Annotated in this window: 17 protein-coding genes; 14 read left to right on the top strand and 3 right to left on the bottom strand. The window is 42.7% G+C overall.

Features of this window, described 5'->3' with window-relative positions; all coding sequences use genetic code 11:
* The first annotated feature begins 46 nt into the window (after window positions 1-46).
* The 6 genes from gloB (at window position 47) to msrB (ending at window position 7,952) form a co-directional block, all read left to right on the top strand.
* Window positions 47-826 (top strand): hydroxyacylglutathione hydrolase, encoded by a 780-nt coding sequence (gloB, locus tag IPZ60_RS04240; RefSeq protein WP_194196614.1) that lies wholly within the window; start codon window positions 47-49, stop codon window positions 824-826.
* A gap of 58 nt (window positions 827-884) precedes the next feature.
* On the top strand, window positions 885-1,955 hold the full coding sequence (gene yejB, locus IPZ60_RS04235; protein ID WP_194196613.1) for a microcin C ABC transporter permease YejB: 1,071 nt from the start codon (window positions 885-887) through the stop codon (window positions 1,953-1,955).
* A 50-nt stretch (window positions 1,956-2,005) separates the two neighbouring features.
* Complete coding sequence (locus tag IPZ60_RS04230) at window positions 2,006-3,037, top strand: ABC transporter permease (RefSeq protein WP_265087440.1); 1,032 nt, start codon at window positions 2,006-2,008, stop codon at window positions 3,035-3,037.
* A gap of 7 nt (window positions 3,038-3,044) precedes the next feature.
* On the top strand, window positions 3,045-4,709 hold the full coding sequence (locus tag IPZ60_RS04225; RefSeq protein WP_227669238.1) for an ABC transporter ATP-binding protein: 1,665 nt from the start codon (window positions 3,045-3,047) through the stop codon (window positions 4,707-4,709).
* Window positions 4,710-5,118: 409 nt separating this feature from the next.
* On the top strand, window positions 5,119-6,438 hold the full coding sequence (locus IPZ60_RS04220; protein ID WP_194196610.1) for an iron-containing alcohol dehydrogenase: 1,320 nt from the start codon (window positions 5,119-5,121) through the stop codon (window positions 6,436-6,438).
* 290 nt (window positions 6,439-6,728) lie between these two features.
* Entirely contained in the window at window positions 6,729-7,952 is a 1,224-nt protein-coding gene (msrB, locus tag IPZ60_RS04215; protein WP_194196609.1) for a peptide-methionine (R)-S-oxide reductase MsrB, read from the top strand.
* Between the two features lie 114 nt (window positions 7,953-8,066).
* Here msrB and folE read toward each other — a convergent pair whose 3' ends face one another.
* Entirely contained in the window at window positions 8,067-8,663 is a 597-nt protein-coding gene (folE, locus tag IPZ60_RS04210; protein ID WP_227669216.1) for a GTP cyclohydrolase I FolE, read from the bottom strand.
* Window positions 8,664-9,005: 342 nt separating this feature from the next.
* On the opposite strand from folE, the gene IPZ60_RS04205 reads away from it, so the two are divergent.
* Window positions 9,006-9,812, top strand: coding sequence for an enoyl-ACP reductase (locus IPZ60_RS04205; protein WP_194196607.1), 807 nt, complete (start codon window positions 9,006-9,008; stop codon window positions 9,810-9,812).
* 144 nt (window positions 9,813-9,956) lie between these two features.
* Window positions 9,957-10,652, top strand: a complete 696-nt coding sequence (locus IPZ60_RS04200) for a YoaK family protein (RefSeq protein WP_194196606.1) — start codon at window positions 9,957-9,959, stop codon at window positions 10,650-10,652.
* Between the two features lie 44 nt (window positions 10,653-10,696).
* Here the strand turns inward: IPZ60_RS04200 and IPZ60_RS04195 are convergent, their stop codons facing one another.
* A complete protein-coding gene (locus IPZ60_RS04195) occupies window positions 10,697-10,861 on the bottom strand; it encodes a hypothetical protein (protein ID WP_194196605.1) in 165 nt (54 codons plus the stop codon).
* A gap of 446 nt (window positions 10,862-11,307) precedes the next feature.
* Between IPZ60_RS04195 and IPZ60_RS04190 the strand changes: the two genes are divergently transcribed.
* The 6 genes from IPZ60_RS04190 to IPZ60_RS04165 all read left to right on the top strand — a co-directional run bounded on the left by IPZ60_RS04190 (window position 11,308) and on the right by IPZ60_RS04165 (window position 20,442).
* Window positions 11,308-12,729 carry a DASS family sodium-coupled anion symporter gene (locus tag IPZ60_RS04190; RefSeq protein ID WP_194196604.1) on the top strand — a complete coding sequence of 474 codons (1,422 nt, stop codon included), beginning with the start codon at window positions 11,308-11,310 and terminating at the stop codon, window positions 12,727-12,729.
* Between the two features lie 140 nt (window positions 12,730-12,869).
* Window positions 12,870-13,658, top strand: coding sequence for a metallophosphoesterase (locus IPZ60_RS04185; RefSeq protein ID WP_227669215.1), 789 nt, complete (start codon window positions 12,870-12,872; stop codon window positions 13,656-13,658).
* A 168-nt stretch (window positions 13,659-13,826) separates the two neighbouring features.
* A complete protein-coding gene (locus IPZ60_RS04180) occupies window positions 13,827-14,435 on the top strand; it encodes a DUF1543 domain-containing protein (RefSeq protein ID WP_194196603.1) in 609 nt (202 codons plus the stop codon).
* Between the two features lie 70 nt (window positions 14,436-14,505).
* The gene (locus IPZ60_RS04175) at window positions 14,506-15,264 is read left to right on the top strand and encodes a hypothetical protein (protein ID WP_194196602.1); all 759 of its coding nucleotides are present in this window, start codon (window positions 14,506-14,508) and stop codon (window positions 15,262-15,264) included.
* 273 nt (window positions 15,265-15,537) lie between these two features.
* Window positions 15,538-19,671: an ATP-dependent RNA helicase HrpA gene (gene hrpA, locus IPZ60_RS04170; RefSeq protein WP_194196823.1), complete on the top strand. Its 4,134-nt coding sequence runs from the start codon at window positions 15,538-15,540 to the stop codon at window positions 19,669-19,671.
* 165 nt (window positions 19,672-19,836) lie between these two features.
* Window positions 19,837-20,442 (top strand): bifunctional 2-polyprenyl-6-hydroxyphenol methylase/3-demethylubiquinol 3-O-methyltransferase UbiG, encoded by a 606-nt coding sequence (locus IPZ60_RS04165; RefSeq protein ID WP_194196601.1) that lies wholly within the window; start codon window positions 19,837-19,839, stop codon window positions 20,440-20,442.
* Window positions 20,443-20,537: 95 nt separating this feature from the next.
* Here the strand turns inward: IPZ60_RS04165 and IPZ60_RS04160 are convergent, their stop codons facing one another.
* Window positions 20,538-20,867 (bottom strand): hypothetical protein, encoded by a 330-nt coding sequence (locus IPZ60_RS04160; protein WP_194196600.1) that lies wholly within the window; start codon window positions 20,865-20,867, stop codon window positions 20,538-20,540.
* Between the last annotated feature and the right edge of the window lie 5 nt (window positions 20,868-20,872).

Here is a 20,872-nt window from a genome sequence, read left to right as displayed (position 1 = left end):
TTGATAAAAATTAAGTAACAGAGATAACTATTCGTAAGGATTTGCCATGAGTATTCGTATTCACCCGATTAGAGCGTTCAATGACAATTATATCTGGACATTGATTAATGAAAATAATAAGCAAGCGATTGTCATTGATCCAGGTCAGGCTGAGCCTGTCGTTGCCTACCTAGAAGAAAATAATCTAGAACTGACGTCTATTTGGACCACGCATCATCATCATGATCACATCGGCGGCGTCGCAGCGCTACAAGAGTCTTATCCGATGACGCACCTAGTGGCGCATACTGAGCATAATGTGGATGAAGATCAAACCATAAAAGATGGCAGTACGGTAAGTGCATGGGGCTGCTCCGCGCAAGTTTGGGATGTATCAGGCCATACAGCTAGCCATGTGGCCTATATTTTAGATATCGATGGTCGCAAGCATTGCTTCTGTGGTGACACGCTATTTAGTGCAGGGTGCGGACGTGTATTTACCGGTACGATTGAGCAATTGCATGACAGCTTTAAGCGTTTGAATGGTCTAGCCGCTGAGACGCTACTGTATCCTGCACATGAATATACGGCCAGCAACTTACGTTTTGGATTATCAATTGAGCCCGCCAATGAGGCAATGCAACAAGCGTTAGCGCAAGCAGAAGCGCAAACCGCACAGGGTATGCCGACATTACCTGTGACCCTAGAGCATGAGCGTATGGTAAATGTATTCTTACGTACACAAGAGCCAAGTGTGATAGCAGGCGTGAAGGCTAAAGTGAGCATCAACGATGATAAGTCTTTGACCGTATTTGCTGCTTTACGCGAGCTGAAAAATAACTTCTAACTGCGTTCACCGCTCGTTTTCTCTGTCGTCATGTTTGTTATGCTAGGAAGCTGCTGTTATGGGTCGTTATATCTTAAAAAGATTACTGTTGATATTACCGACGCTATTTTTGATATTGCTCGCAAACTTTGTCATTGTACAAGCAGCCCCCGGCGGTCCTGTTGAGCAGCAGCTTGCGCTTATTGAACAAGGCGCAAAAGACAATGCATTAGCTGGTAATATTGGTGCGGGCAGTGCAGGTAGCAATAACAGCACGTATCAAGGTACGCGCGGCCTATCTGAAGAGATGGTGGCAGCGATTAATGCGCAATATGGTTTTGATAAATCAGCCCCCGAGCGCTTTTGGCTAATGCTAAAAAACTATGTCCAGCTAGATTTTGGTGAGTCATTTTTTAAAGGTCAGACGGTAACCGATCTCATTGTAGAAAAACTGCCAGTATCAATCTCGCTTGGGCTATGGAGTACGCTGCTGATTTATATGATAGCCATTCCACTCGGGGTCTATAAAGCCATGCATCATGGTTCTGGGATTGATAAAGCAACGGCTATGCTGCTCGCTATCGGTCATGCGATACCCGTCTTTGTATTTGCCGTCATACTACTGGTTTTCTTTGCTGGTGGCAGCTACTGGAATATCTTTCCACTACAAGGGCTAACCTCTGAGAACTTTGACCAACTAAGCGCCTTTGGCAAAGTAAAAGATTACTTTTGGCATTTGGCGTTGCCACTCTTAGCAAGTACGGTTGGCGGGTTTGCTGGCTTGACCTATTTGACCAAATTCAGCTTTTTAGAAGAATTAGGTAAGCAGTATGTACTTACTGCTCGTGCCAAAGGTTTAGGAGAGCGGCAAGTCTTATATGGGCATGTTTTCCGTAATGCTATGTTAATCATTATCGCTGGTATTCCAGCCGCTATCGTTGGCATTTTCTTTGCCGGTAACTTTCTGATTGAGATTATCTTCAAATTAGATGGTTTGGGCTTACTTGGCTTTGAAGCCATTCAGCAGCGCGATTATCCCGTAATCTTTGGTACGTTATTTATCTTTACCTTGGTGGGATTGTTATTACAATTAATCAGCGATTTAAGTTATCACCTGATTGATCCCCGTATTGATTTTGAGGGGCGCTAATGTCAAGTCATCCATCACCTTCTACGCCCTCATCTGAATCTCCTGTCTCTATGCCAAAAAAACGTCGGCTAAATCCTATCTGGCAGGCACGGCTAAATCGTTTTCGCCAAAATCGCCTTGGTGTTATCTCGCTATTTGTTTTTGCGCTGATATTTACCATTTGTATGGCAGCCAATGTGATTGCGAATGACAAGCCGCTACTGGTGCAGTATCAAGGTGATTATTACTTTCCTGTCGTAAAGGCTTATCCTGAAACGACTTTTGGTGGTGTGTTCGAAACCGAAACCAATTACAAAGATCCTGCGGTGCAAGCATTGATTGATGAGCAGGGCTTTTATATTATGCCGCTCATTCCCTTTGCCGATCAGACACCCAACGTAGAGCTAGGCATTCCTTATCCAGCGGCACCCAACGCCCAAAATTGGCTTGGTACGGATGATTTGGGCCGTGATGTACTGGCGCGCATACTTTATGGGCTGCGAGTGTCTTTATTGTTTGGCTTGGCATTGACACTTGCGGGCGCATTGATTGGTATTATCGTTGGTGCTATCCAAGGCTATTACGGTGGCTGGGTGGACTTGATTGGACAGCGTTTTATGGAAGTGTGGGGCGGGATGCCTCAGTTGTTTATGATTATTATTTTGGTCAGTTTATTCAGTCCGAGTATCACCATGCTGTTTGCCCTGATGCTATTGTTTGGCTGGATGGGTCTGGTGGGTTTGGTACGGGCAGAGTTTTTGCGCGCGCGTAACTTTGACTATGTTCGAGCTGCTCGCAATCTTGGTGTGTCGGACAGCCAGATTATGCTGAGACACATATTGCCGAATGCTTTGGCCTCAAGTTTATCTCAACTACCCTTTATTTTAACGGCGAATATCATTGCCTTAACGGCGCTAGACTTCTTAGGGTACGGTTTACCGCCGGGCTCACCGTCGCTTGGTGAACTGATGGTACAAGGCAAAAATAATCTGGATGCACCGTGGCTGGCTTTATCTGGGTTCTTCAGTTTGACCTTTATTTTATCGTTACTCATCTTCGTTGGCGAAGCGCTGCGTGATGCGTTTGATCCGAGGCGCTCTTAATATGACAATGACGACTGCTAAAAATAACCGATCAAATAAAAATGATGATCAGGCAACAAACACAGTCATACTGTCGGTAGATAAGCTCAGTATTCATACCGATGTGGGCGTGCCTTTGGTTGATACACTGTCTTATGAGCTCACACAAGGGCAAACCCTAGCCATCGTTGGTGAGTCAGGTTCTGGCAAATCAATAGCCAGTCTCGCGCTGCTAGGATTATTACCAGATAGCTTGACCATTACGGGCAAGGTGCAGCTAGCAGATTCAGCAGGTATGACAATCTTACCGATAGCTAATGGAAAAGGGCAGAACACGGCATTACGTGCTATACGTGGGCAGCGTATTGGTATGGTGTTTCAAGAGCCAATGACGGCGCTTAACCCTCTACATACGGTTGCTAAACAAATTGCTGAGTCACTGCGCCTAAGTGGTATTCCTAAAAAGCAATGGCGCGAACAAAGTATCGCCTTGTTAGATGATGTCAATATTACTGATCCTGCTGATAAGTTGAATCGCTATCCGCATGAGCTATCAGGTGGTCAGCGTCAGCGCGTCATGATTGCGATGGCATTGGCACAGCAGCCCGATATTTTAATCGCTGATGAGCCGACTACAGCACTCGATGTGACGTTGCAACATGAGATTCTTGAGCTGTTAGATGATCTCAAGCGTCAGCATAATATGGCCATGGTGCTTATCAGTCATGACCTCAATTTGGTCAGACGTTATAGTGATGATGTCATTGTCATGCGCCAAGGAAAAACGATTGAACAAGGACAAACGGCCGCTGTATTTAATCAGCCCAAAGCAGAGTATACCCGCACGCTTATCCAGCAGGATTTTGGTCAAGTATTGACTATATTGGATGATAATAAAAGTGAACAGTTAACGGTATTACAAGTAAATACGCTACAAGTACAGTTCCCAATGGAAAAAAGTCTATTTGGCGGTACCAAGCGTTGGTTTGATGCGGTTAAAGGTTTAGATATAACGCTGCATAAAGGACAGGCATTGGGTATCGTAGGTGAATCCGGCTCTGGAAAAACGACGACGGCGCTTGCTTTAAGTCAATTACTTGGTAATACAGGGCGTGTTAGTGGACAGATAATAGTCAATGAGCAAGATATTTCGGCATTATCGAAACGTGATCTACGCATCTTTCGCTCGCAGATTCAGATGGTATTTCAAGACCCATTTGCCAGTATTAATCCTCGTATGACCGTAATGCAAATCGTTGAAGAAGGGTTGCTCGTCCAAGGTGTCGATAAGGCCACTCGTCAGCAGGCAGTTATTGATAGTCTGGCTACCGTACATCTACCAGCTGAGTTTTCACAGCGCTATCCGCATGAGTTGTCTGGTGGTCAGCGACAACGCGTGGCACTCGCGCGCGCGCTTATCATGCAGCCAAGTCTATTAATATTGGATGAACCGACTTCCGCACTAGACAGTACCACGCAGGTGACAGTGGTTAACCTGCTACGTGAGATTCAACAAAAACTGCAAATCAGCTATGTATTTATCAGCCATGACCTAAAAGTCGTGCGGGCGCTATGCCAAAAAATCATGGTGTTAAAAGACGGTACGTGTGTAGAGTCAGGGAGTACTGAAGATATTTTTCATAATCCGCAACATCCGTATGTTAGGCGTTTGCTGCAGGCGAGTATTACTTAAGTGTGACCCCATAGCTTACCTAAATGAAGTTGACTGTAGCAGTTCATATTAATAGCGATATCATATAGATGGCAGTGATAAACTACGGTTAGAAAGTGATTTTTCAGCGTAAATATTAAGGCTCACTTTGACACTATAGTTAGTTCAATATAATTTGGATACAAGGAAGCCGAGTTAAAGTACTACAAGTCGTAGACTAAGCGAGACTGACACCGTATCCAATCCTCTATAAAAGAGTGACAGCGTTAACCTCGCTTGAAGTATTACATATACATCTACATTCGGTTGCCTTGTATCTCTTTTAAACTGAATCAACTATAGATGAGCTGTTACTTTGCTAATGGCTTTTAGTCGCTGATTAAAATGGTTGTTATTGCTATTTTGGTATTATTAAAAGGACTGTTTACCCATGAAGAAGCAAAATAGTATTTCTAAATTAGTAAGCAGTAACAGATTGCAACATGCAGGGTATGTCGCTGTTGCTAAGACTCGCGCCAAAGTGCTTAAAGCTGTCTCTTATGTCATTCCTATCAGAAGACCAATGCTGTTCGTCGGTGAGTCTGCTTGTCATGAGCTGTGTGATATGCTCATCAATGAAGGAAGCACTAACGTATTTATTGTCACTGATGCAGTGCTAAATAAGCTTGGTATACCTGCGAAAGTCACTGAATATTTAGAGGCAAAAAATATCAGCTATCATGTCTACGATGGTATTACGCCAGATCCTACTTTTACGGTAATCGAAGAAGGTCTAAGCCAGTCTATTGCAGCAAAGTGTGATGCAATCATCGCCATCGGTGGCGGTTCGGTCATTGATGCTGCCAAAATGATGGCGATGTCGCAGGGTAATGGCTGCAAACCTAAGCAGCTCATTGGTATTCTCAAAGCAAGAAAACCCGCCATTCCTTTGTACTGCGTGCCGACGACGGCAGGCACTGGCTCAGAAGCCACGCTTGGCGCAGTAGTGTCTGATGACAAGACGCATCAAAAAGCACTCTCCATTGATCCTAGGATGGTGCCATTAGCAGCCGCGATTGATCCAGTTATTATGAAAGGCATGCCAGCCCATATTACCGCTGATACAGGTATCGATGTATTGACACATGCGTTAGAGGCATGGATGAGTGTGAACGCTAGCGTAGAGACCGACTATTATGCAGCCTCTGCGGTCAAGTCTGTTATGCATTACTTACCGATAGTCTATAAAGATGGTGGCGACCTGAAAGCAAGAGAAGCGATGGGTGTAGCGGCTCACTATGGTGGTATTGCCTTTAATAAAGCGGGCCTCGGCTATGTGCATGCGATTGCTCATCAATTAGGGGCGCATTATCGTATTCCTCATGGTCGTGCAAATGCTATTGTGTTGCCTTACGTTTTGGATGTGAACCGTCAAGCAAGCCAAAAAAGACTGGCGGCATTGGCTAGAAAAACAGGCATAGTAAACACAGATCAAGCAGCTGGAAGTGACAGTATTGACAGTACGATAACCGATCATCTAATCGCTCAAGTACGTGAGCTGATTGCAGACTTAAATATAGAACCCACTGTTAATGGCTTACAAACCAGTGATTTTGATAATATTGCTAAAGCCGCTGCAAAAGAAGTCAGTGATACCTATGCAGTACCACTTTACCTCACAGCATCTGAAATAAAAGATATCTTAACAAAGATCAAGCAGGCAAGTGATCGCTGTATGAATGATAAAAGAGAAAGTATTAAGGTAGCCTAAGATATATAAATGCGGTATAAAAAGAGCATGCTACCACCAGTGTAGCATGCTCTTTTTTCATATTACGCTGTATGGGTTTAGCTTGTAAATACTCAAAAAACGGCTATTCGAAAAGTAAAAACCTAAAAAATAGCTTAAACCAAAAACATTAGACGATGATTGTTCAGTTTAAGTACAGAGTTTTTAATCTACGTTAAATTTTTATAACAAACTAGGTGTATTCCAGTGACACACAAGGGTTATGATAACTGTGTAGCCTCACTCCATAACATTATTTTTAGGATATTCTAATGAACCTCAAACTAAACACAAAGGTCGCTGCTATGGTTGTTGCGGCGAGCAGTACTTTCTTTGTCGGCTGTGCTGCCACTGAAAATACTGCGAAGACCACGCCACCAACCACTGGTAATAACCCTTATGCGCCTACAGATCCTAATTTGGCTGTGGCGACAGTCGCTGGCGGCTGTTTTTGGTGTGTAGAAGCGGGTTATGAGAAGATACCTGGTGTTGTGGAAGTGGTATCAGGTTATACAGGTGGTGAGACTCAGAATCCAACTTATAAACAGGTATCGGCAGGTGGTACCGGTCATACGGAAGCGGCACAAGTATATTATGATCCGACGAAAATAACGTATAATGGCATAGTACAAGCATTATGGCGTATCGCTGATCCAACCGATGCTGACGGCCAGTATGTAGATCGTGGAACCCAGTATCGACCTGCTATTTTCTATAATAACCAACAAGAAAAGCAAACGGCAGAAGCGGCGAAAAAAGCGCTGCAAGACTCTGGGGTCTATGACAAGCCAGTGGTGATAGAAGTCGTTCCTGCCAGCACCTTCTACCCGGCAGAAGAGTATCATCAGGATTACTATAAAAAGAACCCACTTCGTTATAAAGCGTATACCTTCAACTCTGGTCGCTACCAGTTTATCGAGAGCGTATATGGTAAAAACTATGAGTTGGACTTTAGTCAGTTCAAACCAGCGGCCGGTAGTGTAAAAGTAAATACATCAACCACACCTTCAAGTACCGCCGTGGCTACTACTGGTTTTAATTCAAAGACCTTTGTAAAGCCTGCCAAGAGTGAATTAAAGAAATCACTCAGTGATATTCAGTATAAAGTGACTCAAGAAGAGGGCACTGAGCGCGCTTTTGATAATGAATACTGGGATAATAAAGCGCCTGGTTTATATGTCGATGTCGTATCCGGTGAGCCGCTGTACTCTTCTCGTGATAAATACAAGTCTGGAACAGGCTGGCCAAGCTTTACTCGTCCATTAAGTACAGATATGGTCGTTGAAAAAGAAGATCGCGGTATATTCTCTGTTCGTACGGAGATACGTAGTCGTTATGCTGACTCTCATGTCGGCCATGTGTTTGATGATGGTCCTGCTCCGACAGGCAAGCGCTACTGTATGAACTCAGCAGCACTGCGTTTTGTACCATTAGCGGATATGGAAAAAGAAGGTTACGGTGATTGGATTGATGACGTAAAACCAATCGCTTCTTAACTTTTGACAGAATAAAAATAAGAAAAGGACGCTTATGCGTCCTTTTCTTATTTTTGAATATTTAATGACTCTATATTTAATGATTATATCTTTAATGACTACTTATTTTAATAATTAAAAAGCAGGTTGACGCTTAGGTATCGCGCTCAAAAATTCCGTACGAGCTTGATTATCATGGACAAACTCGCCTAACATCGACATCGTACGTGTAGTGGAATGCTGTTTACCTACACCACGCATCATCATACACATATGTGCGGCATCCATCACGACAGCGACGCCGCGGCAACCAGTGACTTCCATAATAGTTTGTGCTATTTGTTCGCTTAGGTTCTCTTGAACTTGCAAACGACGGGCAAACATATCAACGATACGGGCAAATTTTGATAAGCCCAAGACTTGTCCGTTAGGTAAATAGCCGACATGTGCGATACCATGAAACGGCAACATATGATGTTCGCATAATGAGTAGAATTCAATATTTTGTACCAAAACTAGCTCACGATTGCTCGATGGGAACAGCGCATCATTGACGACCTCATCTAAGTTTTGATGATAACCTTGGGTTAAATGGGCAAAAGCCTTTGCCGCACGCATGGGCGTTTCTTCAAGACCAGGGCGCTGTAAGTCTTCGCCAGTTGAGCCAATTAATTGACGATATGACTCAGCGCTTTCTAGGTAATCTAATGTTATTGTTGGGGTGTTACTCATAAGTTTGGCAGCCATCCAAAATGTGGGTGTAGCTTAACGCTAAATCCTTGGTTATAAATAACGGTTATAAAGGATTTTTATAAAAATTGTGCAAGCTGGGAAGGGCTGTGATTATACTTGAAATCTGCTTAACTTCATACTGCTGTGGTTCGTAGTTCAATGTTTAATCAATATTAGACGCCATTGTAGGCAAATCTAGTTTACGACTGTTTACTTAAATTAATTCGTGTATAATAGTTCACCTATCATTTGTGTTTAATTATCACTGGCTATCTGTCATATATAACAACTCTAAATAATTTTTTAATATCAATAAATTTGATCGATTCAAAAGGAAATACTATGCTACTTCAAGGACAAAGATTTGTCGTAACGGGCATCGCAAGCAAGCTCTCTATCGCTTGGGCAATCGCAGAAGCGTTACACCGTGAGGGTGCCTCACTGATTTTGACGTATCCAAACGATAAGATCAAAAAACGTGTGGATATGGCCGCAGAAAAATTCGAAGCAGATTTGGTACTAGAGTGTGACGTAGCATCTGACGAGTCTATTGCTGCTTGCTTTGAGCAAGTGAGTGCTCATTGGGGTGATGGTATTGACGGTGTGGTACATGCAATTGGCTTTGCCCCAATGGATCAGCTAGATGGTGACTTTGTCAACGCGACCACTCGTGAAGGTAGTCATATTGCGCATGACATCTCAAGCTATAGCTTTGTTGCGTTGGCGAAAGAAGCTCGTGCATTATTAGCCATGCGTCATGGCTCTATGCTGACGTTGACTTATGAAGGTAGCATTTCAGTTTTACCGAACTACAATGTAATGGGCATGGCAAAAGCCAGTCTTGAAGCCAGTGTTCGCTATCTTGCGACCTCTATGGGCGGTGAAGGTATTCGTGTCAATGCGATTTCAGCAGGCCCTATCCGTACGCTTGCTGCTAGTGGTATCAAATCATTCCGTAAAATGCTTGATATTAGTGAAAAAATAGCACCACTACAGCGTAATATTACGCAGACAGAAGTAGGGAATGCTGCATTGTTCTTACTATCACCGTGGGCATCCGGTATTACTGGTGAGATTATGTTTGTTGATGCTGGTTTTAATACCGTTGCCATTAGCGAGCAGTTAATGATGCTGGACGAACCAAAGTAACTGTTTTAGATAATTAAGAGTATTCTTAGGTAATTAATAGCATTGTTTAAAAAATAGCGTTTAAGAAATAAGGAAGGCAGCCAATTGGCTGCCTTTTTTGGTTATACTAGAGACCATTTTTAAGTTAGCCTTCAGGCAGTAGATATGATAACTAAACTACCAAAGTGGATATTGTGGGGTGGTGCAGTGCTTGCATTTAGTGCGGGCTGTGTCAATACTGCTGCATTGATGGGCTTTGCTAATTTATCAGTTTCGCATGTCACTGGTAATGTAAGCTTGTTTGCATCAGCGATTGCTTATTTAGATGTACACAGTATTTTGTATATTGGTGCGCTGCTGCTGTCTTTTTTAGCAGGTGCGGTCTTGAGTGGTTTCGTGATTGGACAAGCGCCTTTAAAGCTAGGCAAACGTTATGGCCGTGCGTTATATCTCGAGGCATCATTACTGCTGATTAGCTATTGGTTGTACCAGCAGCATGATTATTTAGGGCAGCTAGCCGCTGCGATGGCGTGTGGATTGCAGAATGCAATGGTCGCTACTTATAGTGGTGCCGTCATTCGTACGACTCATCTCACAGGCTTGACGTCAGACATGGGCGCAGCGATGGGTAATTGGTTAGCAGGTCGCTCAATCAGCAAGCCGACACTGGGTTTTCAGGCTATTATTTGGTACTGCTTTTGCGGTGGTAGTGTTGTCGGGGCATTTTTGTATGCCAAAGTAGGCTATGGTGCGTTATTGGTGCCCATCACCATCGTATTGACGGCGGCATTTATATATAACTATGCATCAGATCATTTGCCAGAAAAGAGAGAACCAAGACAAAAAAGGCACTCATCATAATGATAAGCGCCTATTCTTTTTTGCGTTAAACATAAAACGGTAATTTATTTATCGTCTTCTTCGCTGTGGTTTTCATGTTCATGCATACCTTGCATCATATCTAATGCAGAGTCATCGGTACGTTGCTGGTCTTTTTTGGCTAGACCGTCTTGATTGATGTCTTTTGGTGCCATTTTCGTGGTTGAATCAGTTTTATTTGCGTCTGTCATAAAGTACTCCTATTTATTTTTATGTATTTCCAGTATAAATCTCTAATAGAAATAGACTTTAACCATGTCTATTATTATTTGGCTTAACAGTCAGTATGAGAGACAGCTATACTCTTGTATATATACAGTGTACACTTGTTTAGTGAATATATGTAACCAGATATCATATAGGCTTTGAATAGTGTATATCTATTTCTAGTGCATGGATAAAAGGCATAATGACACCAAAATTAAGATGGAACTTATTGGGAATAAATATGTCAGCATTAAAGATGGTTAAAAGGATGTTCTGGAGTAAATTTATTAAGTGATTTGTCAATTAATTTTTCTGTCATATATCTGCTATGATAGCCACGTATTTTCTGGGTTAATGACAAAGTCAATACTATTATGCCGTTTATACAGAGGGTGTATTCACACTGTCTTTGAGGAAATAAGGACGTTTTATGTCAGAGCAAAAACTAGACAGCCATCTACCTAATGATGGTAATGAGTATTTATTTACCGATACCTTTCCAAAGGGTACTGGTAAAGGTTTGATAGTCGTCGCTATTGCGGCGATTATCGCTATGATTATTTATAATGTGCTGCCGTTCGATATCAATGCCAATAAAGGTCTTGCCTTATTGTTTTTCATTGGCGTGCTTTGGTTAACGGAAGCGGTACACGTTACCATTACTGCGCTATTGGTCGTGGTCGTGGGCGCATTGATTGGCATACCAGACTTCGACGCCAAAATTGGTTTAGAGAGCTTTGCTAGTCCGACGATTTATTTGTTCTTTGGTGGTTTTGCTTTGGCAGCCGCCTTGCATGTACAGCAATTGGACAAAAAAATCGCATTAAAGATTTTATCAATGTCAGGTGGTAAGCTAAACACCGCTGTGTTTTTGATATTTGGCGTGACAGCATTTTTGTCAATGTGGATATCGAATACAGCCACTGCGGCGATGATGCTACCGTTAGCGCTTGGTATATTGACACAGGTCGATCGTGAGAAAGATCGCGGTACGTTTGTATTTGTACTATTAGGTATTGCTTATTCGGCAAGTCTAGGTGGTTTAGGTACTATCGTTGGTTCGCCACCTAATGCTATCGCAGCAAAGGCACTGGATATCGCCTTTATTGACTGGATGAAGTTCGGCATACCTATGATGTTGGTGCTATTGCCACTCTTATTAGGTGCGATGTATGTGTACCTCAAACCCAATCTAAATCGTAAAATCGTGATAGTGGAAGATGAGCCTATTGCTTGGAATAAACCACGTGTGGTGACGATTATTGTCTTCATTGTTACCGCGTTGAGTTGGATATTTTCCAAACAAATTGGTGAAGCACTAGATGTTACTGATACAGATGCCATTATTGCTTTATCAGCGGCAGCAGCAGTGGTGAGCTTGGGTTTGGTATCGTGGAAGCAAGTCTCTGACAATACTGACTGGGGTGTACTCATGCTGTTCGGTGGCGGTATTGCGCTTTCGACCGTGTTGAAAGTATCAGGCGCGTCTCTAGTACTGGGTGAAACGGTCGCTAATGCATTGTCTTCTGCACCACTGGTTGTGGTGATGATTGCGGTATCTGCGTTCATTATCTTCTTAACCGAGTTTGCATCTAACACAGCATCTGCTGCATTGTTAGTGCCAGTATTTGCGGCTATTGCAGAGCAGATGGGCTTGCCACATGAAGTGCTAGTATTGGTCATCGGTATTGGTGCATCATGTGCCTTTATGCTACCAGTTGCGACGCCACCGAATGCTATCGTGTTTGGTACGGGTCTCATCAAGCAAACAGAGATGATTCGTACTGGTATCATTCTTAATATTATCGCCACCTTTGTCGTGGGGCTGTGGGCATATTTTTTCTTAATATAGCTTAGCAAATAATATAGTAATGAAACTAAACCCGATGTTTTAAGTGATGCTTAAACATCGGGTTTTTTACTTTCTGAGGTTTTTAATATTTGCTTCTTAGTATTTGTATAAGACCTTATTGGTGAGAGGAGGTAAGTAATATGATGAACCTTGATGATCAGCAGATAAGTACCATCGCTGCAATTTCTGACATTCATAGCAATGTCTTTGCTCTAGAAGCAGTTCTTGCAGATATAAAACGTCGTGATGTAGAACAAATCGTCAATCTTGGTGATATTTTGTATGGCCCCATCGCGCCGAAAGCAACTTATGATCTGTTGATGACATATCGAGACGATATTATTACTATTTGTGGTAATCAAGATAGACAGATATATGAGGCGATAGCGGCAGATATTGAGAGTAATTCAACGCTAGATTTTATTATTAAAAATTTGCCTAAGTCGGCTATTGAGTGGATGCAAAACTTACCTTTTGATTGCCATTTAAGCAAAGACGTTTATCTGTGTCATGGGTCGCCGATGGATGACATGGTATATCTGTTAGAAAATATAGAAACAGGTCAACCGAGAGTACGTAGCGATGCAGATATTTTGGCATTGCTCAATGGTATTGATAGTGCCGTGATCATATGTGGTCACACCCATATTCCCCGTACGGTAAAGCTATCGACCGATCAAATAGTTATCAATACTGGTAGCGTTGGTTATCCCGCCTATGAAGATGACTTACCTAATGCCCATAGAATGCAGACGTATTCTCCTCATGCAAGTTATGCAATTATTAGATGTGTTGATACCGAGCAGGGGAAACGCTGGCAAGCAGAGCATATTAAGATGCCTTATGATTATGAGGCTGCTGCTCAATTGGCTTCAAAGAATGGTCGAGAGGATTGGGCGTTTGCACTGAGGACGGGACGTGTGTTTTAAGCTTGGTATGACATTATTTATTTAATAATTTACCCCATAACTTTAACTATAGTCGATTCAATTTAAAAGTAGTACAAGGCAACCGAGTGTAGATGTATATTAAATACTTCAAGCAAGGTTAACGCTGTAATACTTTCATAGTGGAATGACGATATAAGGCAATAATTTATGCCAACCCTATATATGATTCAACTGGGCGCTCGGCCCAAAGGTCGCTTGATTGAACAGCACGATATTTTTTTTGGTGTGGCCAATCAGGTGAGTGAGTTAATTGTAGATATCAATGAGCATTGGCCAGAAGTAAAGAACAAATGGCATATTGATTCGTATCGTGCGGTTACTAACGTCGATGGTTATACCATTAAATTGGTTGAGCCCAGTAATGAAATTGACAATCACACAGACCATAATAAAAGCCTAAAGCTGTTTTTCATTAATCTCGGCGGATACCAGCAGGGCAGTTTTGAAGAGTTTCATTATAAGTTACTCATCGTTGCCACCAATCAAGCGGATGCTATTAAACAAGCAAAACAGAGTGCGTTTTATCAGAATTTTACTTTTAAAGATAGCAACTCGCCTTTTGATGCTGCTTCACATATTGATGATAAGTTTGAAGTGGATATAGACGATATATATAACGTGAATGATCTGATATCAGACTTTCAGTTAGTGATTGAGCCTATCGATGTTGTCGATAAAGCAATAGATGAGGATTTAGCAGATAAAGAATATGTCGGCTATTTGAGTATCAAGAATTTGAAAAAATTGGCATTGTGATTAATAAGTATGATTAACAAGCTGATTAAATAAATGATTCATTCACAAAAATAAAATAGGGCGAGCAGGTTTGCAAAATTTCATGAAAGGATTTTTCAAGTGGGTTATTGCAGGTATTGGCATTGGAATAGGACTGTTCATTGTTCTAGTGGTTGTAGCGTTTTGGAATAATAAGAATGAACCAGAAAAATCTGATGACACTACAGGAGTATTAAGTAACGAGGCTGAAAATGCTATAGAAGATAACAGTGAGTTATCAAGCTCTCAATCTATGGTAAATGATCAAGATGTACCAATAGGTTATAAATTGATGGAAGAGGGAGGTGTCATGTTAGATGCACCTATTATGGGCATGGAATGGGAGAGTGTGAAAGATGAAAACACGACCACTAATCCACGTGTGTACGAGCCCTTTATAATATATCAATGTGTCACGGAAGACGGTGAGCATTTACGTTTGGATGTGATTAATAGCGATATTGGTTATATGCTCAAGTACTATTTTGCCACTCAAGGTAGCCCTTTAAAGCTAGAAGCACAGCAAGCTACTGAGGATACCTATTATACGACTCTTTCTAATGGTACTAATCTCGTTATGCGGGATCCGAATAATTATTATAATTTGACACAGTTTGAAGATAGCGATACCTCTTTTTATATTATTAATGCCATCACTGGTCAGGAGATGAATTATTTTTCTTGTGAGAATAACTCGATTGAAAATGATCAGTATGCTTTGATTGCTCAAATGGAGCCAGAACATTTTAAATTTAAGCCTATGACTGATGAGCTTAGAAATATTTTGAATGAGCGCTTTGAAAATCAGTAAAAGCCTTTTTGGTTACCGACCAAACATCAGAACCAACTTGAATCACACTCAAATTACCCCCATAATCTAAACACTTTTAAATAATAAATAGCCTAAGTATATATGCCCAATAATTCTGAAAATACCACACAAGCATCTAACGAAAATGCTACTCGTCAAACCAACAACACCATAAATCCGAATCAAGAAAACGGTGATACAAACCACAAAAACTTAAATATCACACCAAAAAGTGCCACACCACGCAGTGATAAAACAGCTGCTCAATCTCATATGAGCGCTGATTTTCCAGTACTCGCTAAAGACAGCTATTACTTAACGCGTCTAGAGCGAGAGCTGGCACGTGCTGTTGTGTCAAGTAAAAAAGAGAATAGTGAAAAAGCCAATGAAGCGTTAACGAAAAAACGCGAGCAATACGACAAAATCAAAACTCGATCTCAGGAAGCGGTACAGGCACGTATGGATAGCATTCCTGCAGACTTGCCAGCCAAGCTAAACCTTGATTTGCCCGTGAGTCAACGTGCTGATGATTTGATTCAAGCCATCATCGATAATCAAGTCATTATCGTCGCAGGTGAGACCGGTTCTGGTAAGACGACGCAGTTACCGAAGCTTGCGATGCTGGCAGGGCGTGGCATCAAAGGGCAGATAGGGCATACGCAACCGAGGCGTCTAGCAGCGAGAAGCGTGGCAAACCGCATTGCAGAAGAATTAGGCGAACCCTTAGGGAATACCATTAGTTTTAAAATTCGTTTTAATGAGCAAGGGTCGGCGCAATCCGTTGTGAAGCTTATGACCGATGGTATTTTATTGGCTGAACTGGGTCATGATCGGTTCTTGAGTAAGTACGATACGATTATCATCGATGAAGCGCATGAGCGTAGTTTAAATATTGACTTTATTATGGGTTATCTGAAAAAGATGCTACCCAAACGCCCTGATTTAAAAGTCATTATTACTTCAGCGACGTTAGATACCAAACGCTTTAGTGAGTATTTTAGTCATTACGATGCCAAACTTAAACGTAAAGTGCCTGCGCCAATCTTCAATGTGGAAGGTCGAAGTTTTCCGGTGGAAGTACGCTATCGTCCACTCACTGATGAGCCTGTGACGAGCTCCGATGATGACAGTTATGATGACTTTGAAGAAAACTTACCGCGTGCCATCGTTGCCGCAGTAGAAGAGTGCTTTAGCGATGCACAAGGCAAAGGACATGCTGATCAGGCAGATATCTTGATATTTGCCGCGACGGAAGCCGAGATTCGTGAGACACAAGAGGTCTTAGAGCGTCATGGGCCTAAGCACACCGAAGTATTGCCTTTGTTTGCGCGGCAGACCTACGAAGAGCAGCAGCGTATTTTTCAGCCGTCCGGCCGCGGCCGCCGTATCGTTATCGCTACCAACGTGGCTGAGACAGCGCTGACCGTACCCGGTATTCGCTATGTCATTGATTTGGGCTTTGCGAGAATCTCCCGTTATTCCTACCGCTCACGTGTACAGCGTTTGCCTATTGAAGCGATTTCACAAGCAGCAGCGAATCAGCGTAAAGGTCGTTGTGGTCGAGTTGCGCCGGGTGTCTGTATTCGTCTATATAGTGAAGAAGACTTTAGCGGTCGTCCCGAGTTCACTGAACCTGAGATTCTACGAACCAACTTAGCGTCAGTCATCTTACAGATGGCCAATCTGCGCTTAGGTAGTGTCGATGATTTTGCGTTTATCGAGCCACCTGACAGTCGCTTGGTCACGGACGGGCATAAATTGCTCGACGAGCTAGGGGCAATTACCTCTAAAACTGAAGCCACTTCTGCGAATAAAACCAATAAGCCAAAACCAAAAAAAGGTCTCGATCATCTCGCCCTAACGCCTACTGGTCAAAAGATGGCACGCATGCCGATCGATCCAAGGCTGGCACGTATGTTGGTGGCTGGTTCTGACTTTGATTGTATTCGTGAAATGCTCATTGTCGTCGCCGCACTTGCAGTTCAGGACCCACGCGAGCGTCCTGTTAATAAACGTCAGCAAGCGGATCAAAAGCATGCTGAGTTTCGCCAGGATGACTCTGACTTCTTGTTCTATTTAAGCCTATGGAAAGCATTGTTTGAAAAGGATGAAGACGGCAATAAGTTGTCTGGAAATCAGCGAAAGCAGTTTACTAAGAAAAATTATCTAAGCTTTCCACGTGTACGAGAGTGGCATCAGACGCATCGTCAACTGGTGCAAATGGTCACTGATTTGAAGCTTACGGATGTCAATGATGCTAAAGCTACTGCTAAAGGCAAGGCGCTAGAGGTTACTACTAGTGATCCTACAGCGATTGAAGATGAAGAGCTAAAAGCGGTTAAATACGCGAACCTGCATCGTGCATTGATGACAGGTCTGTTATCTACTATCGCTCACAAAACTGAAAATCGTGGCGAATATCTCGCTGCTCGACAACAAAAAGCCAAGATATTTCCAGCCAGTACGGTATTTAAGCAAATACCACCATGGGTGATGGCGTTTGAGGTGGTAGAAACCTCTCAGGTATTTATGCGTACGGTGGCCAAGATTGAACCGGAATGGATTATCTCCGCTGCTGGTGACTTGTTGAAGTATCACTACTTTGAGCCACATTGGTCGAAGAAGACAGGTCGCGTCAAAGCCTACGCACAGATTAGTCTATTTGGTTTGATTATTATCAGTAAGCAGCTGACCAATTATGAGCAAGTCAATCTAAGTGAGTCACGTGAAATCTTTATCCGTGATGGTCTGGTCACTGGTAATTTAGGTCGTCAAGCGCCATTTTTACAGCACAACATGGATAAAATTGCAGACATCGAACGCATTGAAGATAAGTTACGTCGCCGTGATTTGTTGGTCGATGAAGAGTCGCTGTACCAGTTTTATGACAAAAAAATTCCTGAGCATATTGCCAGTCGTAAATCTTTTGAAGATTGGCGCGCTGAGGTTGAAAAATCTGACACCAAGCATTTATTCTTTACCGATGATGACGTACTCAATAGCCAAGCACCGACCACGGGAGACTTCCCAGAAGTATGGAAGTTGGGTGACTTAAAACTACCGCTACGTTACATCTTTGACCCGGCAAGTGATGATGATGGTGTAACCATTCGCGTACCACTTGTCGCGTTGCCGCAGCTTGATGCCATCGAGCTATTGTGGGGCGTGCCTGGCTGGCGCTATGAGCTAGTGCTGCAACTACTCAAGTCATTACCTAAAGACATTCGCCGTCAGATAGTACCTATTCCTGATACGGCTGATGGTTTGTTTGACGAGTTGCAACCCGCTGGTGGACAAGGACTATTGAAGCAGCTCTGCCAAGCGTTGAATCGTCGCGGTATTATGTCAGTGACACCAGATAAATTTAATCCGTCTACGATTGACCGCTACTTACAGCCCCAAATCTGTGTAGTCGATGATAAAAACCGTATTATCGAAAAAGGTCGTGACCTGCAAACGTTGCAGGTTCGACATGCCAGTGAAACCCGTCAAGCCGTTAATGAGCAGCAAGGGGCACATACTGAATTCCCTGAACATTTTGCCTTTAGCAAAAACCATCATAGTGCAGGCGTGGTGATGAAGCAGTTTGCGGCTTTGGTCGCTGATGAAGCAGGTGAAGCGGTATCGATTCATCAATATACGGATGTCAATGCGGCACTACAGGCGCATCGCATCGGGGTGTTGACCTTAGTAAAAGGTAAGCTTGGCGCGAAGAAAAAACAGCTCACTAGTCAAGTTGATAGCATCTTTAAATTGGCCTTTGCACCACTTGGCGATATGGGTAAGCTTAAGACCATCATCATCGATGCAGCATTAGACGCGGCGCTTGAAGAGCATTACGTGCTATTTGATCACAGTACAGACTTGCCTGAAAATGCAGACGATATCGCTGTGGCGCTTGCTGAGGAGCTACCGTTTACCTCAGAAGAGTATCAAAAAACATTAGAAGTAGTGGCTGGCAACTTCTTATTGACTGGTCAAAGCGTCATCAAAACCCTCAAAAACGTCTATACCCGATGGCAGCGTATTCGCCAAGGATTATTGATGCTAGATCGAGAGATATTCGGTGAGTCTATCGAAGATATTGAAGACCAGCTAGAAGATTTACATTTGGCTGATTTTGTCTATCGGATGGATTATAGCCATTGGCAACAGTATCCACGCTACCTAGAAGCGTTAGAGATTCGTCTTGAACGCCTTGAGCATAACCTAGATGCAGATCTTGATGGCGTCTATGCGCTAGATTTACACATGGAGCGACTAGCAGGGCGTGCGGATAAAGACGCCATTAGTGACTACCGCTGGATGGTGGAGGAGTATCGTATTCAGCTGTTTGCCCAGCCAATGAAGACCCGTATGGCAGTATCGCCGAAGCGTCTTAGTAAGATGTGGGATAAGGTAAGTTAGTCAGAGAGTTATAGTGCTAAACAATCATAAGTTTTTTAAAATTTGGTAGTGTGACGAATTTTAAACCACTGATTTAACACAGACTATTTTACTGGCACTCTATGCCTATCTTATGCAAACTGCTACTAAAGTAAGAGACAATCTCAAACAAAAAGGATGATAAACATGTGGGACGAACGCTACAGCGGCACAGAATTTGCATTTGGTAAAGAGCCTAATGATTTTTTGAGAGAGACGTTTGAGCAGATTCCCACAGGTGGGCACGTATTATGTCTGGCAGAAGGCGAGGGTAGGAACGCCATTTTCTTAGCCCAGCAAGGCTATAACGTTACTGCGATGGATATGTCCGAAGTGGGTCTGACAAAAGCGACACAGTTGGCAAAAGACAGAGGGGTGACAATCACAACTCAAGTGGCTGATTTAGCCGATTATCCATTCGGTACGAATAAATGGGATGCCATTGTTTCTATTTGGGTACATGTACCTGACACGATACGTCACTATATACATACACAGATTGCGACTGCACTAAAGCCAAAGGGTGTTTTTATCGTTGAAGCATATACCAAAGACCAGCTTGAGACAGATGCTATCGGAGGACCACCTGCGAGTCAAATAGAGCGTTTTGGATCACTACATTACTTTCAGAGTGAACTCACAGGGCTTACAGAAATCATTGGTGTCGAAAAGCTGCGTATGGTGTCAGAGGGAAAACGTCATCAAGGACTTAGCGCTGTTGTACAGTTTGTTGGAAAAAAGGATAGCAAGTAAAATAGTTAGGAGTAGATGGCTGAAGGTTGTCAAGACTATCAGGCATGATTAAAGAAGCTCTTGTATAAAGCATTATTTGTATAGCTGTCCAATGTTCAGTCGCTAATATTTTCTGTCAGCACACCCATACTATATAGTACGTATGCAACTACTGTTAGCGCAACAATAACTGGTGTGAATATCCAAATTACGACATTGACTAAGACTGATGGCAGTAATCCATTGAATAGCTCCATATCCGGTGCAAAAAAGTCCGTCATCACATCGACTGCACGCTTGGCAATAGGGAATAGTAGAGTACTTAGTGCTAATGCATAAACATACTTAGCAAAGCTAGGGTCGCTCATGACAACTATGAAGTAAAACACTGAAAAATAGGTGATACCTAGCATCCAGCATTTGAGAGTGTAGCTTAAACGAATCATGTTAG

This window comes from Psychrobacter sp. NG25 (genome assembly GCF_015234355.1).
Taxonomy (GTDB): Bacteria; Pseudomonadota; Gammaproteobacteria; order Pseudomonadales; family Moraxellaceae; genus Psychrobacter.
Note: the sequence above shows the minus strand (reverse complement) of the source record. Positions and strands in the feature narration are given on the sequence as shown.